Here is a 15049-nt window from a genome sequence, read left to right as displayed (position 1 = left end):
GCAGCAGATGAATTCACCGATCCGGGTGTTCCAGGTCGCGACCGGCAACGTCGGTTCCGAGATGATCAAGCGCTTCACCACCCAGTCGGAGCTGGAACTCGTCGGGGTGCACTGCTACTCGCCGGACAAGATCGGCAGGGACGCCGGGGAGCTGGCGGGCATCGGCCCTATCGGCGTGACCGCCACCGGCACCGTCGACGAGATCATCGCCGCCGAGCCGGATGTGCTGACCTTTCACGGCGTCTTCCCCGACGAGGACCTCTACGTGAAGGTGCTCGAGGCCGGCATCGACATCGTGACCACCGCCGACTGGATCACCGGCTGGCACCGTGACACCAACCACCCCCACCCGTCGGGGAAACCGGTCAGCCGGGTCCTTGCCGAAGCGTGTGAGAAGGGTGGTTCGACGTTCTACGGCACCGGCATGAACCCCGGTGTGAACCAGATCCTCGGCGTGGTGTGCTCGGCCGACGTCGCCGAGATCGAGAACGTCACCACCATCGAGTCCGTTGACGTGTCGTGCCACCACAGCAAGGACACCTGGATCGAGGTGGGATACGGCCTGCCCGTTGATGATCCGTCGATTCCCGGCAGGCTCCGCAAGTACACCGAGGTGTTCGCCGACAGCGTGCTGATGATGGCCGACTGCTTCGGTCTCGAGCTCGACGAGGTCGCGTTCAGCTACGAACTCGGCGCCTGCACGAAGGACGTCGACCTGGGCTGGTACGTGCTGCCGAAGGGGTCGCTGGGCGGCAACTACATCAAGTACCAGGGCATGGTGGACGGGGTGGCGCGCGTCGAGACGCACCTGGAGTGGCAGATGACGCCGCACACCGATCCGAGCTGGGATATCAAGGGCTGCTACATCACTCAGATCAAGGGCGATCCCTGCGTCTACAACAAGCACATGATCTTCCCGAAGCCCGGCGTCGACCTGTCGAACCCCGAGAACTTCGCGTCGATCGGCATGACCGTCACCGGCATGCCCGCTCTGCACGCCATCCGGTCCGTCGTCGCGGCGCCGCCCGGACTGCTCACCAGCGCCGACCTCCCGCTGCGGGGGTTCGCCGGACGCTTCGCGTAGGCCGTCTAACATCGGGGCATGACTAAACCCGACATCGACTTCCCCTCGCAGATCGGCGTTTGGTGGGCCAGCGAAACGTGGGCCATGCCCGACGCGCAGGCCGTTGCGCGGGACATCGAGGCGCTCGGCTACGGCTCGTTGTTCATCCCGGAAATCGGCTTCAAGGACGCCCTCGTCGAGTCTGCGGCGTTCCTGTCCGCCACCGAGCGCTTGGTGGTGGGAACCGGCATCGCCAACATCCACGTCCGCGTCCCGTCGACGGCCGAGGTCGCGGGTCGGACCCTGAACAACCTGTTCCCGCGGCGCTTCATCCTCGGGCTGGGCGTGAGTCACGCACCGTTGGTCGAGGGCAACATGGGCGGCAGCTACGCCAAGCCGCTGGCCACCATGCGCACCTACCTCGAGAAGATGGCCGCCGTGCCCGAGCAGATCGAACCCGGCTCAGGACGGCCGGTGCGACTGCTGGCGGCGCTCGGTCCGAAGATGATCGAGCTCTCGGGCACCGACGCGGACGGCGCTCACCCGTATCTCGTGCTGCCCGATCAGACGCGGGTGACGCGCGACATCCTGGGTCCGGACAAGTGGATCGTGTCGGAGCAGGCCGTGGCGATCGGCGGGACGGACGAGGACCAACTGCAGTGGGCGCACGGTCACCTGATGGGATACAGCGGGCTGCCGAACTACCGGAACTCGTGGCTCCGTCAGGGCTTCGACGAGTCCGACCTGGTGCCGGGCGGTTCGGACAAGCTGGCCCGTGCGATCGTCGGCACCGGGTCGGTCGACGACGCCGCGGCCGCGGTGACGGCGCACCTCGACGCGGGTGCCGATCACGTCGTCGTCCAGGTGCTGGGTGACAATCCGACGATCGACCCGCGCCCTGCGCTGCGCGAACTGGCGTCCGCGCTTCAGCTGGGATAGGGAAACGCCCTATATCTCGCCGCGCTGGAGGACGTTAGCGTCGGAGCCATGACTCGTGGCCACTCCGCCCTGTTCTTCGCTGCTCTCTGTCTGGCGCTCGCCGGCTGTTCGGAGACCGAGCCGTCATCCGCGACACCGGAGAACGACGGCGCGGCGGCCATGTCGTCCATTGAGTCGTCGGCGCGCGCCGACACGGCGGGGGACGACGCCGACGCGGTCGACGCGTGTGCGCTGCTCTCGTCGGCCGACGACGTCGCTCCGTTGATCGGCATCACCGTTGACGGCGTCCCGAGCGGGCAGGGCGCCACGACGGCGTGCCTCTGGGAGAACCCCGAGACCTACGTGTCGGTGTCGGTCGACATCGGGGCTCCCGGCACCGCGGTGAACAACACGCTGCCCGAGATCGAGGTGCCGACCGTGCCGGGACCGGACGGAACGCGCAGCCTCGCGGGAGCCGTCGAATTCGCGGCGGACGATCGCTACAACTCGGTGCAGGTCGCGTCGCCGATCGAGATGACCGCCGACGAGTCCACCGCCGCGGCCATGGACCTCATCGCGAAGATCAAGCCGCAGCTGGAAGGCTAGCTCTCCGGAGGAGAACGTAAGCTCCGCAAACGAATTCGAGCTGATCGCGCGTATCGGTCTCGGTAGGTCGCCGATGGGCGGTCGAGCGCACGCGGGCAAGACTTGCCGACGCGTCACGCGTTCGGACGTCGACGGCGCGCGGTCGACGCACTTCGGCCTCTTCTCTACATAGGGGTGTGGGGTTCCGCGGCCGAGAAAGTTCAGGGATTTCCCTGATTCAACGACCGATGAGTTCGGCGATGCTGTTCAGAAGGGGACCCGACCGTGGAGGTCGGGCTGAACAGGGGGAGTCTCAAATGTGCTGCGCAAAATACGTTGGCAGGGTAGGCGCGTTGGCCGTGGCGTTGGGTGTGGGGTTCGCAGTGTCGGCCGCTCCGGGCGTCGCGTGGGCCGACGACACGGGCACGTCGAACAACGCCGATTCGCCGAGTGGCGAGGGCGGTGATCAGTCCAATGCGGTGACTCAGCCGATAAGTGGTGAGGGCACCACCGAAGCCGATCACGACGGCGGTGCGAATCAGACGACCACAACCACGACGACGACCAGCACCACCGGATCGTCGACCACGACCGTCATCGGTGGCGGATCGACGCCGACGGTGACCTTTGGCAGCTCGGGGTCGATCGTGTCGGAGAACACGAGCGCCACCAGAACAGTCGAATCCTCGGAGCCCACCACGCCCGCTACGGCAGAGCCGGTGGAACCGGTCGTCAGCCCGACGGCGACGCCGATCGCCGTGGCGCCCACCGCGACCCCGGAAGCCGTTCCGCTGCAACCCAAGTCGAACGGAGACGTCGACAAGCTCGAGAACGCCGTCGTGCCGAACACCGGCCTCACCGGCCAGCGGAAGACCGCGTCACCGCCGCCGTCATTCGCAGCGCATCCGAAGGGCGGTGAGGTCGCAGGCGCGGACCTCGCAGAACCGACGAACATCGCCGCAACCAACATTTCCGACCTCGCGCAGGCCCGCACATTCAGCGCGCTCGACGCGTTGGTACCCACTGTCGCGGCGGATCCGGCACCGTCGCTACTGGAGGCTCTGGTATCGACGTCGACCAAGCTAATCTCGGCTGGGATGACGTTCACTCTCAAGCTGTTCGCGTCCTACTACGGACCCGGTGGCACGGAGGACTGGCCGACGCTATGGGGGGCGCTTCTACTCGTTCGTCGCCAGTTCAACGAGGCGTTCGGCATCGAGAACACACCCATCGTCCAGGGGACCACGGCCATCACCGACCCCAACGCGGACGGTTACCAACTCGGAACCATCGCCGCGAAAGGTGGCGAGGGCGGCGGTCAGACCGACGCGCAGGGCAATCTCTACGTGCCGGCCGGAAACAAGCTCTACGTCTACTCACCCGACAACGAACTGATTCGGGTCGACACCCTGCCGTTCCCCGTCCTCGACGTCGCGCCCGGTCCCAACGGCGACTACCTCTACGTCGTCGACGGTGACCTCATCAAACAGGAGCCGTGTGCCGGATGTGCGCCGGCGACGCCGAAGAAGCTCGTGCGCGGGCTGGACGGCTCGTACAAGGTCGACCCGACCTTCAAGCTCGACACGTATACGTACGGGCCGAAGACGATTACGCCGGAGGGCTATCGCATCGCCACTGATGACCAGGGTCGGCTGTATGTGGCGCAGGGCATGTGGACGCAGCAGCAGGTGGGTACCGTTCTGGTGTACGACACCGACGGAACGCTGCTGACGCGATTCGGCGATTCGGTGTCCGGGAACCAAAACGACCCGTCCAGTTACGAGTTGGGCAAGTTCAACAACCTCAACGGGATCGCCGTGTCGCCTGACGGGTCGACGATCTACACCACCGAGGCCACCAACAGCCGCGTCCAGGTGTGGACGAAGCAGGCGGACGGCACGTACAAGCAGACCGGCTCGTGGGGCAGCACCTACGCCACCGATCCGAACCACTCGGGAGGTGGCGCGGACGGTCTCAACGCGCCGTACGACATCGGGCTCGACGCCGCGGGTGACGTCTACGTGCTCAGCGCCACCGACGCCAAGGTCGTGAAGTACCACCCGAACGGTGAGAAGGTCACGCAGATGTACGTCGGGTCGGGTAAGACTACCGATGCCGCGACACCCGGCAGCCGCGCTCACGGGATTGCGGTGACGGATCACGGGGACGCGTTCATTCCTCAGACCGGGCTGGTGATGATTCGGGTCTGACATCGAATCCGTCCTCTCCGAGGTTCCGTGCACCGCTAGGTCGATCAGGCCCCCTTTCGCGGGCGCCTGATGGCGATCACAGTCAGCAGTGGCGACAATCAGCCGGCGGATGACACGGGCCCCGCGCAGAGAGTCGAGTTTCGTAGTCGCACAGGAGGTGTCGCATTCAAGGACGCTTCGACACGGCCTCGACAGTGCCCGCTCGGCGAGTGCCGGGTAAGCGTCATCAATCAACCGAATTGGCCGGCGTCCGTCTATTGCGGTATTGGTCCGCGGCGTTATAAATTGTGGATGGTTGCTGAGGGGGGCCCGACATTTCGGGCACGGCAATCGACAAGGGGGGATGACGCGTGAACGCGTCTCGGGGATTTCGCAAGCAGATGGCCACGTTCGCGGTAGCCGTGAGCGTTGTGGTCGCTCTCACCACACTGCCGGGTGCGGCGCTCGCCGAGCCGGATCCTGGTGGCTCCTCGTCGTCGTCCGGTTCCTCGTCGTCCTCGGGTTCGTCGTCCTCATCCAGTTCGTCGTCGGGCACGACGTCTTCCTCTGGCACGACGTCTTCCTCCGGCACGACGTCTTCCTCCGGCACGACGTCGTCGCCCGGCACGACGTCGTCGTCGGGCACGACGTCGTCCTCCGGCACGACGTCGTCGTCCGGCACGACGTCTTCCTCCGGAACCACCTCGTCTTCGGGCACCACGTCGAGTTCGTCGTCGGGATCGTCAAGTTCGTCGTCGACCTCTTCGGGTACGCCCAACAAGACGACGCAGATTAAGAAGACCAGGGCGCCTCAGCCTCCCCCGAGCCCTGCGCCCCCGCCTGAGCCGACTCGAACACAGACGGCACCGCGCCCTGCGCCCACCACGGCGCCACCGCCGTCTCCGACACCGACACCGGCACCCGTGGCCGTTCCGCGTGTGGTACTCCCTCCGCCGCCTGCTCCGCGAATCGAGCTACTGACCGTAACCAAGGCAATCGCGGGCGTCGCAGAGGTACACGGGCAGGGGTGCGCTGCGGGCGCTCCCGTCACCGTAACGGTCAACAGCGAGCCGGTGGCTAAGACCACCGCCAACACCGACGGCGACTTCACGACGCAGTTCAGCACGGGTACGACTCCTGCCGGCCAGCACTCGGTGCAGGCGGTCTGCGGTCCAACGTTGAACGCGCTCCTCGACATCGTGCTGGTGTCCGAGGTCGGCACGCAGGGACCCGCGGTCGTAATGATCATGCTCTTCCTACTTGTTTTCGGCTGGGTGCTGCTGCGCGGCGGCGCTCCTTCGAAGAAGGGTTCGGTGCGGTGATGGTGCCAAAGTTGATCGCGGTGCTCGCGATGCTGCTGATTGGAAGTTTCTGCGGCGGCGGGGTCGCGCACGCCGCTCGCGGGGACGTGACGGTGGCCGCCACGTTCAACGACCAGAACGTCGCGACCGCGAGCACAACCGCCCCTTTGCGTCTTGAACCCGGCACGCTCGCCAGGATCGAACTCGACGTGACCAATGGCGGCAACGAGCCAGTCGTCGTCAAACGCGTGGAACTCTCCGGCAACATCCTCGGTCTGAACTTCTACCGGTACGTCGCCTCGACCGAACTCACCGTGCAGGCGGGCACGACGGGTGTGTTGAGCTACCAGGTCGACCTCACCGATCTCGACCGGCAGGCGACGGGCTTGATTCGAGCCGATCTGAAGATAAGCGATGACGCGGGCAGAACCATCACGACCATTCCCACAGTCACCGACGTCGAAGGCTCACTGTGGTCGGTCGCCGGTCTGTTCGGTCTCATCCTCGTGATCTTCACGGCCGTGGCGTTCGTTCGTGTGGCGGTAGCGGTCGCCAGTCACCGATTGCCGGCGAATCGTGCTCAGCGGGGTCTGCGCTTCCTACTGCCCGGGCTCGGACTGCTTCTCGTCCTCGGCTTCACGGCCTCGATTCTGCGACTGTGGAGTCCGTCGGCTGGGTTCTGGTACGCCGCCGTCGGTGTCGCTTCCGTCGTGTTCTTCGCGTTGGGCTTCTTCTCCCCGGCGCCGGGCGACGACGACGAATTCGACTACGACCAGTTCACCGATCAGTACACGGACCAGTACACCGACCAGGACCCCGACGGTGTGACCGACGGCCAGTTCACCGTCGACCTGTCCGATGAGGTGGCGACTGATGGATTCCTCGAAGCCGGCGTAACCACGGAAGACCGCGTCGACAGCGAGGCGGGTCAGGTGCCGTCCGACGTGATGCAGCCCGCGAAGGTCGGCGCGGGTGACGTCAACAAGACGGCCGGCGACGAGGCCGGGCCGTGACGTCGGATGTGTTCGAGCGTGTGCGTGCTGCGCTGCCGGGCTACGAGATCGGCGGTGAGATCGCACGTGGGGGCTTCGGCGTCGTGCTGTTCGGAACCCATCAGCGACTCCAGCGCAAGGTCGCGGTCAAACTGCTGCCTTCCGAGGTGGCTCACGACGTCGACATCCGACGGCGGTTCGCCGCCGAGGCGCGTCTCATGGCCGCTATCGACCACCCGCACGTCGTGCCGATCTACGACTACGTCGAAGACGAGGAGTTGTGTCTCTTCGTCATGGAGTACCTGTCGGCCGGAACCGTGCTCGATCGATTCCTGTCGCAGGGATTCGCACCCGGTCCCGCAATCGGCGTCGCACTGGCGTGTTCGTCGGCGTTGGAAGCCGCCCACCGCCGGGGAGTGCTCCATCGCGACGTGAAGCCGGCGAACCTCATGTTCGCCGCGAACGGTACGGTCAAACTCAGCGATTTCGGCATCGCGAAGATCGTCGGAGGAGATTCGGGCAAGACCCGCGCCGGAGACGTTCTAGGTACGGCGTATTACATTGCGCCGGAACAGGTTCTAGGGACTCCGGTGACGCCGGCAACCGACGTCTACGCGTTGAGCATCACCCTCTACCAATTGCTTTCGGGAACCTTACCCTTTCCGACAGAGGTGGACAGTACAGCGCTCTACATGATGCACGCCTACAGTCGCCCGACGCCCCTTATCAAGGTCGCTCCTAAGCTGCCGCCTCCGCTGTGCGACGTCGTCATGCGCGGTCTGACAACCGATCCGAGGCAGCGTTGGCAGACGGCGGAGGAGTTCGGTGTTGCTTTGGCGTCCACCGCCACCCAGTGCTGGGGGCGCAACTGGCTGGCACAAGCCGGCGTCCCGGTACTCGGTACGAATCGATCGCCGCGGCCACCGCGGCGATCAGTGTTCCGGCGACGGCGAGCATCAACGCCTGGCCGCCGGACCTCGTTGCAACGCAACGGGATTCGGCCGCGAGTAGCGAACGTCCGGGAGCGCGGACGCCGTACATCATCGCCGGGGTACTCGCTGCGGCCGCCGTTGTGGCGGCACTGGTGGGCGTGGGATCTCCTCCGCGCGGGGGCGACCTGAAGCCCGGCGAAGTGACGATCGCAGGTGTCGATCCGGTGACCGCAGGGGTGGTCGCTATCGACATGACGAAGCCGATCGAGGTGACGGTGAAGGACGTCGATGGTGACACGGTCGCGCTCGAGCAGAAGGCGCTTGGTGCCGATATCACCTCACATACCGGGCGGATCGTCCCCGACCGTGCTGGCGGGACCGCTGAGCTCGATCCGCCGAATCCGTATATCGTCGCGGGTCGCACGTCGGCCGAACTCGTCGTGAGCGATGGCGAGAAGGTCACCGCGTCATATCGATTCGGGATGCGCAGCACGCAATCTGCGTGGGCGACCGCACTAGCCGGCGGCGTCTTCTTCGTCGCCCTGTTCGCGGTGGCCTACGTCGAATCCTTCAACCGAACTCTGCGACGAGGACGCAGGGAGATGTCCGCCAGAGTGGGACTTCCGGTCGCCTCGGCTTTCCTCGCCGTTGCAATGGTCGGAGCCGTCTGGATCGCCGCGGGACGTGAGCCGACTCCGGCCACCCTCATCCTGTGCGCGCTGCTGGGCACAGGCGCCGGCGTGAGCGTCTCCATCGCGGCGATGAGACACGGCTTGGCCAACCGGAACTCCCGCAGTGGACGAGATTCTCGTCCTACCGGGCCGAACAGTCGACCGGCTCGACCGAGCGGCCCTCCCAAGGCGCAGCCGCCGAAGCGCCACGGCTCGACACCCGCTGGCGGATCGAAGCCGTCGTCCTAGGTGGACCCTGCACGTCCGCCGGACGCCGACTGGCCTCAACCGCACCCATTGCACGAATCGCGTCGCCGTCTCCGGGGAAATGAAGGCCAGGTACCCGGCGATCATCAGCAAGCCGAAGAAACCCACCATGATCGACCAGTTGATGCCCACGTGGAGCAACACACCGAGCGCCAGCACCCAAGGGCGGAATGTGCGGTTCCAGACCAGCACGCCGAGAGCGAACTCGAGAAGCAGCGTGCCGAGAGTCAGTGCGCCCGTGATGAAGACCGAGTTTGCGAGGAAACCGGGGGTGGTGAATCGGTGGATGTCCTCGACACGGAGCGCATACCACACCGCCTCCTCGTTCCTCCACAGTTGGCCGCCCGATTTCTGCCACACGGATGCCAGATACCCGACGCTGATCTGGATCTGGATGAGTCTCAGGCCCCAGGGCGAATGTAACGGGAAGTCCCAGAAGCGTAGGTGTGCAGTGCGATACCGGTCGACCGAGAGGGCCGCCCCGGCCGGCGTCAGAACGAGTAGGAATGCCAGGTTCCGAAGCAGCGAGTCACCCCCGTTCGTGATGAACACGTTTCGCTGCTCGAGGCACATCAGGCCGAGTGCGAGCATCACAGAGGCGGTGCGCGTGTACGCACCGAGCATCACCGCGGCGGCTGCGACCAGCGTGACGGCGATAACGGCGATGACCACCGGCGGGTCGGGAAACCAGAACAGGAGCCCCCACTCGAAGGGCTGTCGGGCTGGTGGGGACGGCATAACGCCCTGCGGTCCGTAGAACGCCATGGCGTTGGGCGCCAAGCTCGCGGTCCAGCACACGGCGAGGAACCCGAATGCTATTCGAAACAGTGCAAGGCTGGACGTCGACTGTGGTTCGAACCAGAACCGATTCCAGTGCTCTGTCGTTGAATGTGCGATGAAGGCAACCTTTTTCACTCGTGCAGATCCAGTACGTAGATCGGGGTCTCAGTCCAGGGGCCGCGCTGTGGGTCGCTGCCCGGCGGTAGGGTGTCGGCCGAGCGCCGAATCAGGATCACGCGCAGCGGTTCTCGTCCATCGGCACGCGCACGGTTGGCGAGGTAGGCGGCGTACGCATGCCACAGAGCGTCACCGGTCCACAACGACTCCTCGAGCTTCTGCCACCGGTAATCCACGTAGGCGCCCAGCCCGCGCCGCGTGACGATCGGATACGTGGTTGCGCCGCCGTCGACGAAGTCCACCCGCCCATCGACGTAGGTCGAGTTGGTTCGCGGATCCGGAGCGAAGGCGTCCCAGTGTTGATTCAGCCCGGTCACCGTGCGGATCGATTGGGTTGCGCGTTTAACCTTGCCCTGAAGTCCGACATCGGCAAAGTTTCCCGAGATTATCGCGGCGACGAGAACGATGATCAACGCGCTCAACGCGGTTCGCGAGGCGAGTATTTCGGTGTGGTCTCGATCGAACTCGTCGACATTCCGACTGCGCTTCACCAGACAGCCCCCCGCCTGCACCGATCCCTCGGTAACCTAACCTCCAGGGGCGGCGGACGCAATGTCCGCAGGCTGAGCTAGCTCTCCGGCGCGGGTTCGCCCGGCGCTGGTTCGCCCGGCGCGGCGCCTGCGTCCCGAGCCGCGCGGCGGCGTTTGTACCACTCCCAGCCGATCGGAGCGATGGACGCGACCACGATCAGGATGAAGATCGGTTCGAGCAGTTTCTGGATGATCTCGAACTGGCCGAGCCAGTACCCGAGCAGGGTCAGGCCGACGCCCCATACGAGGGCGCCGACGACGTTGAACAGGGTGAACACGCCGTAGTTCATCCGCGCGGCGCCGGCGGTGATCGGCACCAGCGTCCGCACGATCGGCACGAACCTGCCCAACACGACGGCGAACGGCCCGCGTTGCTCGAAGAAGAGGTGGGCCTCGTCCAGGTACTTCTGCTTGAGTACGCGATTCGTCGGCTTGAACATCGTCGTGCCGACGCTGCGGCCGATCCAGTAGCCGACCTGACTGCCCAGCACAGCGGCGATCGGGATGAACACCAGCAGCTGCCACAGGTGGAAGTTCGCCGTGGCCGCGACGTCCTGCGCCGCGGTGCCCGCCGCCAGCATGCCGGCCACGAACAGCAGCGAGTCGCCGGGAAGGATCGGGAACAGCACACCCGACTCGATGAACACCACGACGAGGATGCCCACCAGGGCCCACGTCCCGAAGTAACCGATGAGGTTGATCGGGTCCATGTAGTCGGGCAGCAACGCGAGGTTCGTGGTCGTCACGGGGCCCAAGGCTACCGAAGTTCGGTTGAGGACCCGCTCAGCCACGTTTCCCGGCGACCGCGCACCCATTCGCTCCTCTGCATGATTAGGGTCGGAGCATGCCCACTCACACCGCCGTTCACATCGCCGCAGCCGATGGCGCACTCACCCTCGCCGAGGTCGATACCGTGGCCCCGCCGCGCGACCACGTCCGCATCGCCGTCGCAGCGTGCGGCGTGTGCGGCACCGATCGCGAGTTCCACGCCGGCCACTTCCCCGGCCTGGAGTGGCCGCTCACGCTGGGTCACGAGATCGCGGGCACCATTGCGGAGCTCGGCGACGGGGTCGAGGACTTCGCCGTCGGCGACCGGGTGGCGATCGGCTGGTTCGGCGGAAACTGCAACCGCTGCATCCCCTGTCGCGGTGGCCATTTCATGCAGTGCGAACGCATGCAGGTGCCCAGTTGGCACTACCCCGGCGGCTATGCCGAATCCGTGACCGCGCCCGCCACGGCGCTCGCCCGCATTCCGGAAGGACTCTCGTTCGTCGAGGCTGCGCCGATGGGCTGCGCGGGGGTCACGACGTTCAACGGTTTGCGCAAGACGCGGGCCAAGGCGGGCGACGTCGTCGCGGTGCTCGGCGTCGGAGGGCTCGGCCACCTCGGCGTGCAGTTCTCGCGTGCCATGGGATTCGAGACGGTCGCCATCGGCAGGGGAACGGGCAAGGCCGACGAGGCGAGGACGTTCGGTGCGCACCACTACATCGACTCGACCGCGGCCGACGTCGCCGCGGAGTTGCAGAAGCTCGGCGGCGCGGCCGTGGTGCTGGCCACCGCGAACAACGCGGCGGCGATGGCCGCGACCATCGGCGGACTTGGCCCCGAGGGTGAGCTGGTGACCGTGGGCGTCACCGCCGAGAACCTGCCGATCAGCCCGCTACAGCTGATCAACTCCGGGTTGTCGGTGACCGGTCACCCGTCGGGCACCTCGCGCGACGTCGAGGAGACCATGCACTTCGCGCTGCTGTCCGGAGTGCGCGCCATGGTGGAGGAGCGACCGCTGGCCGACGCCGCCGAGGCCTTCGAGAAGATGGACACCGGCAAGGCGCGCTACCGAATGGTGCTCACGGTTTAGTCCTCCGAGTCGGGCGGCAGATTCACCCTGAGTTCGGTCCTGGTGCGGACGCCGAGCTTGCGATAGGTGCGGGCCAGAGTGGCTTCGACAGTCTTCTGGCTGATGAACAGTGCGGCCGCGATCTCGCGGTTGGTCAGCCCCCCCGCGGCGAGCCGGGCCACACGCGTCTCCTGGGCGGTCAGCGCCTGCTGCGCGCGGCCCGACGCGGTGCGGGCGAGTTCGGCCCGCGCCCGGTCCGCCCAAAGTCGCGATCCGAGCGCGTCGAAGGTCCCCAGGGCCTCGGTGAGTACGGTGGTCGCCCGGTCCTTGGCACGCCTCCGCCTCAACAATTGTCCAAGGAGCAGCTGCGTTCTGGCCCGCTCGAACGGCATCGGCAACCGGTCGTGCTCGACCATCGCCTGCTGTGCGGCGGCGATGGCGGCCGAGACGTCGCCGTTCGCAGCGGCGATCAACGCCCGTCCCCTGGCGGCCACCATCAGCATCCACGGCCGGTCGACCCGGCGCCCATTCGCCTCGACGAGCTCCACGAGCGCCGTGGCGATGTCCCGCCTGCCGGTGGCGACGGCTGCCTCGATGGCGTCCGGTAAGAATTCGGCGATGACCGCTTCCGTTGCAGTGGGCCGATTCTCGAGCGCGTTGAGGCTCAGTTGCACGGCATCCCATGCGGCCTCGTAGTTCCCGAGAGACACCTCCAGGAAGGCGAGTTGGCACTTCGCCCGCATCGTGATGAGCCGGGTCTCGGCCAACTCGGTGGCTGCGACCGCCATGCCCACGGCCTCTCTGGTGCCCGCCTCATCGCCGGTGTGGGCGGTGACCACGGCGCGCGCAGTCTCGGCCGCGACCAACGCGACGCCGCTACCGGACTGTTGGGCGCGTTCCAGTGTGGTCTCAACCGTGGCGGCCGCCTCGGCGTATGCGCCGTACATGATGTCGGCGACGACGGACATGAACGTCAGGATGTTCAGTCCGGCGTCGTCGCCCGCGTCGAGGAACCCTTGGTACATCTCGCGCAACACGTTGTGCGCATGAGGATTCCGCCCAGTCCACGCGACCAGAAACGCGTTGTGCAAGGTCGGGCGGAACGCCACGTGGATCGCGTCGGGATCGCCCTCGAGTTCGAGCGCGCGGCGCATGATCATCTCGTCGAAACCCTCACCCGCCATGAAGCCGACAGTCGCGCGCATCGCAAGCGCCTGACTGAGCAGCACCGGGTCGCCGATGCCTTCCGCGGCGGCGATCGCTTCCGAGACCGTGGCGATCGCAATGTGGACTCGACCCGTATTATATTGTGCCAAAGCGAGAGTCACGCGCATCATCACCGCAAGCGATTCGTCCTCCACGCCCTGGTCCAGCGCGTCTTGCAACACTTCGGCGGCCTCGCGGAAGCTGTCGCCGAACATCCGCACCATGCCCAACAACTGGTAGGCCCGCGACCGCACGGGTCCGGGAGGACGCTCGGCGACGAGCGCCTCGAGCAGGCTCCTGGCACGGGTGCCATCGCCTGCGTCGAAGTGATAGCGCGCCAACTGAACTCGACGTTCCGGCGTGTCCCCGCCGAGGCGTAATGCCAGCCCGGTGAGCTCGGCGGCCGCGTCGGGAGCGCCGCGGACGTGTGCCGACGTGGCGGCTTCGTCGAGCGCGTCGACCGCCATCGGATCGGCGCCCGTCGCGGCGAGCGCGAGGTGCCTGGCGCGCGGTTCGGGCTCCGTGACCGCTTCCGCCAGCCGTCCATGCGCGGTGCGTCGCCGCGTCTCGTCGGCGCTCGAGAGGACCCCCTGCGCAAGGAGAGGATGCGTGAACGTCACTCGGTCCCCGGCGAGCGACAGCACGTCGGCGTCCTCCGCGTGTTCGAGTAGAGGGATCACATCCCCGATTTCCGGCGGAGCGGCGCGCTGAACCAGTTGAGCGTCGGCGTCGTCGCGCACGCGACGATGAGCAGGGCGGCCTCGGTGTCGGCGCCGAGACCCTCGAGGCGCGTCCGGACCATCTCGGCGAGTGTGGGCGGAAGCGTGGCGTCCGGATCCGCGATCCAGTCGACGGTCCGGCTGAGTTCGAGCGCGTAGAACGGGTTCCCACCGGAGATCCGGTGGATTCGGGTCAGAGCCGGACGGGGCAGCGAATGTCCGTGCCGCCGTTGGATCATCGCGTGCATGGCGCCGAGCGTCTGTGCCGGCACGCAGATGGTGCGGACGGCGTCGGGCCAGGCCAGCGTCAGCCATCTCGCCGACGTCACCTCGTCCGACCGGACTGCGGCGAGTACGCGGACCGGCCCGCTGATCCGCCGCACCGCGAACGACAGCACCGCGGTGCTGCTGGGATCGAGCCACTGCAGGTCGTCGATCACGATCAGCACGGGCGTGCGGTCGGCGAGCGCTCTGATCGTCGAGAGGAACGCCGCGGCGACGGCGCGCTGATCGGTCGGCCCCGCGCCTCGCTCGGGGCGGCGCACCTGGCTGAGCGCATTGCGCTGCGGCGCTGGCAGCAAGCTCAGGAGGTCCTCGTCCACCGGCGCGAGCAGGTCGGCCAGTGCCGCGTACGACGGCATCGACTCGGCGACCGATCCCGTCGTCGACAGCACCGTGAATCCGAGTGCGCCGGCCTCGGCCGCGGCGGCACGAAGCAGTGTCGTCTTCCCGATGCCCGGCTCACCCTCCAGCAGGACCGCACTCGGGTGAGTGGGCGTGCCGGCGAGGAGATCGGATATCGCCCCCGCGATCGAGTGGCGCGAGTTTCCCGCGGCCACGCGGTCAGCATCGCAGCGATCCGGCGACCCGTCTACTTGAATT

The 15049-nt window shown here is 66.7% G+C and carries 15 protein-coding genes and 1 pseudogene; 9 read left to right on the top strand and 7 right to left on the bottom strand.

Going from position 1 to position 15049, the window contains the following annotated elements; genetic code table 11:
- Positions 1–7 precede the first annotated feature (7 nt).
- From NM203_RS07810 to NM203_RS07800, 3 genes are read left to right on the top strand one after another with little or no spacing between them, the layout of a single operon-like run.
- On the top strand, positions 8–1084 hold the full coding sequence (locus NM203_RS07810; RefSeq protein ID WP_255059261.1) for an NAD(P)H-dependent amine dehydrogenase family protein: 1077 nt from the start codon (positions 8–10) through the stop codon (positions 1082–1084).
- An 18-nt stretch (positions 1085–1102) separates the two neighbouring features.
- Positions 1103–2002, top strand: coding sequence for a TIGR03620 family F420-dependent LLM class oxidoreductase (locus tag NM203_RS07805; protein WP_255059260.1), 900 nt, complete (start codon positions 1103–1105; stop codon positions 2000–2002).
- Between the two features lie 48 nt (positions 2003–2050).
- A complete protein-coding gene (locus tag NM203_RS07800) occupies positions 2051–2587 on the top strand; it encodes a hypothetical protein (RefSeq protein ID WP_255059259.1) in 537 nt (178 codons plus the stop codon).
- Positions 2588–3104: 517 nt separating this feature from the next.
- On the opposite strand, the gene NM203_RS07795 is transcribed toward NM203_RS07800, so the two are convergent.
- Complete coding sequence (locus NM203_RS07795; protein ID WP_255059258.1) at positions 3105–3266, bottom strand: hypothetical protein; 162 nt, start codon at positions 3264–3266, stop codon at positions 3105–3107.
- 19 nt (positions 3267–3285) lie between these two features.
- Between NM203_RS07795 and NM203_RS33295 the strand changes: the two genes are divergently transcribed.
- A complete protein-coding gene (locus NM203_RS33295; protein ID WP_255059257.1) occupies positions 3286–4776 on the top strand; it encodes an SMP-30/gluconolactonase/LRE family protein in 1491 nt (496 codons plus the stop codon).
- Positions 4777–5002: 226 nt separating this feature from the next.
- Here NM203_RS33295 and NM203_RS07785 read toward each other — a convergent pair whose 3' ends face one another.
- Entirely contained in the window at positions 5003–5536 is a 534-nt protein-coding gene (locus NM203_RS07785; RefSeq protein WP_255059256.1) for a hypothetical protein, read from the bottom strand.
- 292 nt (positions 5537–5828) lie between these two features.
- Here NM203_RS07785 and NM203_RS07780 point away from each other — a divergent pair, with 292 nt between their 5' ends.
- From NM203_RS07780 to NM203_RS07765, 4 genes are read left to right on the top strand one after another with little or no spacing between them, the layout of a single operon-like run.
- Entirely contained in the window at positions 5829–6077 is a 249-nt protein-coding gene (locus NM203_RS07780; protein ID WP_255059255.1) for a hypothetical protein, read from the top strand.
- Positions 6077–7069: a hypothetical protein gene (locus NM203_RS07775; RefSeq protein WP_255059254.1), complete on the top strand. Its 993-nt coding sequence runs from the start codon at positions 6077–6079 to the stop codon at positions 7067–7069. Before NM203_RS07780 ends, NM203_RS07775 begins: the two co-directional genes overlap by 1 nt.
- Complete coding sequence (locus tag NM203_RS07770) at positions 7066–8169, top strand: serine/threonine-protein kinase (RefSeq protein WP_255059253.1); 1104 nt, start codon at positions 7066–7068, stop codon at positions 8167–8169. The genes NM203_RS07775 and NM203_RS07770 overlap by 4 nt, the downstream gene beginning before the upstream one ends.
- Positions 8139–8900 (top strand): hypothetical protein, encoded by a 762-nt coding sequence (locus NM203_RS07765; RefSeq protein WP_255059752.1) that lies wholly within the window; start codon positions 8139–8141, stop codon positions 8898–8900. Before NM203_RS07770 ends, NM203_RS07765 begins: the two co-directional genes overlap by 31 nt.
- Before the next feature lie 84 nt (positions 8901–8984).
- Here the strand turns inward: NM203_RS07765 and NM203_RS33485 are convergent.
- The 3 genes and pseudogenes from NM203_RS33485 to NM203_RS07755 form a co-directional block, all read right to left on the bottom strand.
- Positions 8985–9833 (bottom strand): annotated as a pseudogene (locus NM203_RS33485) (HTTM domain-containing protein); the annotation flags it as partial.
- The gene (locus tag NM203_RS07760; RefSeq protein ID WP_255059252.1) at positions 9830–10366 is read right to left on the bottom strand and encodes a hypothetical protein; all 537 of its coding nucleotides are present in this window, start codon (positions 10364–10366) and stop codon (positions 9830–9832) included. The pseudogene NM203_RS33485 and the gene NM203_RS07760, both read right to left, overlap by 4 nt.
- 77 nt (positions 10367–10443) lie before the next feature.
- A complete protein-coding gene (locus tag NM203_RS07755) occupies positions 10444–11115 on the bottom strand; it encodes a DedA family protein (RefSeq protein ID WP_303624346.1) in 672 nt (223 codons plus the stop codon).
- A 134-nt stretch (positions 11116–11249) separates the two neighbouring features.
- Here NM203_RS07755 and NM203_RS07750 point away from each other — a divergent pair, with 134 nt between their 5' ends.
- Entirely contained in the window at positions 11250–12263 is a 1014-nt protein-coding gene (locus NM203_RS07750) for an alcohol dehydrogenase catalytic domain-containing protein (RefSeq protein WP_255059250.1), read from the top strand.
- On the opposite strand, the gene NM203_RS33290 is transcribed toward NM203_RS07750, so the two are convergent.
- Both NM203_RS33290 and NM203_RS07740 read right to left on the bottom strand, forming a co-directional pair.
- Positions 12260–14188, bottom strand: a complete 1929-nt coding sequence (locus tag NM203_RS33290) for a helix-turn-helix transcriptional regulator (protein WP_255059249.1) — start codon at positions 14186–14188, stop codon at positions 12260–12262. The two genes, NM203_RS07750 and NM203_RS33290, sit on opposite strands and share 4 nt — an antisense overlap.
- Positions 14125–15006: an AAA family ATPase gene (locus NM203_RS07740; protein WP_255059248.1), complete on the bottom strand. Its 882-nt coding sequence runs from the start codon at positions 15004–15006 to the stop codon at positions 14125–14127. Before NM203_RS07740 ends, NM203_RS33290 begins: the two co-directional genes overlap by 64 nt.
- Positions 15007–15049: the final 43 nt, after the last annotated feature.

Origin of the sequence: Mycolicibacterium arenosum (assembly GCF_024320865.1) — a bacterium.
Classification (GTDB): domain Bacteria; phylum Actinomycetota; class Actinomycetes; order Mycobacteriales; family Mycobacteriaceae; genus Mycobacterium; species Mycobacterium arenosum.
The sequence above is the reverse complement of the archived record's forward strand: the minus strand, read 5'-3'. Positions and strand labels throughout refer to the sequence as shown.

Excerpts from the sequence above, each read along its gene's own strand:
- NM203_RS07810 (WP_255059261.1), top strand. The coding sequence starts at position 8 with ATGAATTCACCGATCCGGGTGTTCCAGGTCGCGACCGGCAACGTCGGT.
- NM203_RS07800 (WP_255059259.1), top strand. The coding sequence starts at position 2,051 with ATGACTCGTGGCCACTCCGCCCTGTTCTTCGCTGCTCTCTGTCTGGCG.
- NM203_RS07755 (WP_303624346.1), bottom strand. The coding sequence starts at position 11,115 with ATGGACCCGATCAACCTCATCGGTTACTTCGGGACGTGGGCCCTGGTG.
- NM203_RS07775 (WP_255059254.1), top strand. The coding sequence starts at position 6,077 with ATGGTGCCAAAGTTGATCGCGGTGCTCGCGATGCTGCTGATTGGAAGT.
- NM203_RS07750 (WP_255059250.1), top strand. The coding sequence starts at position 11,250 with ATGCCCACTCACACCGCCGTTCACATCGCCGCAGCCGATGGCGCACTC.
- NM203_RS07805 (WP_255059260.1), top strand. The coding sequence starts at position 1,103 with ATGACTAAACCCGACATCGACTTCCCCTCGCAGATCGGCGTTTGGTGG.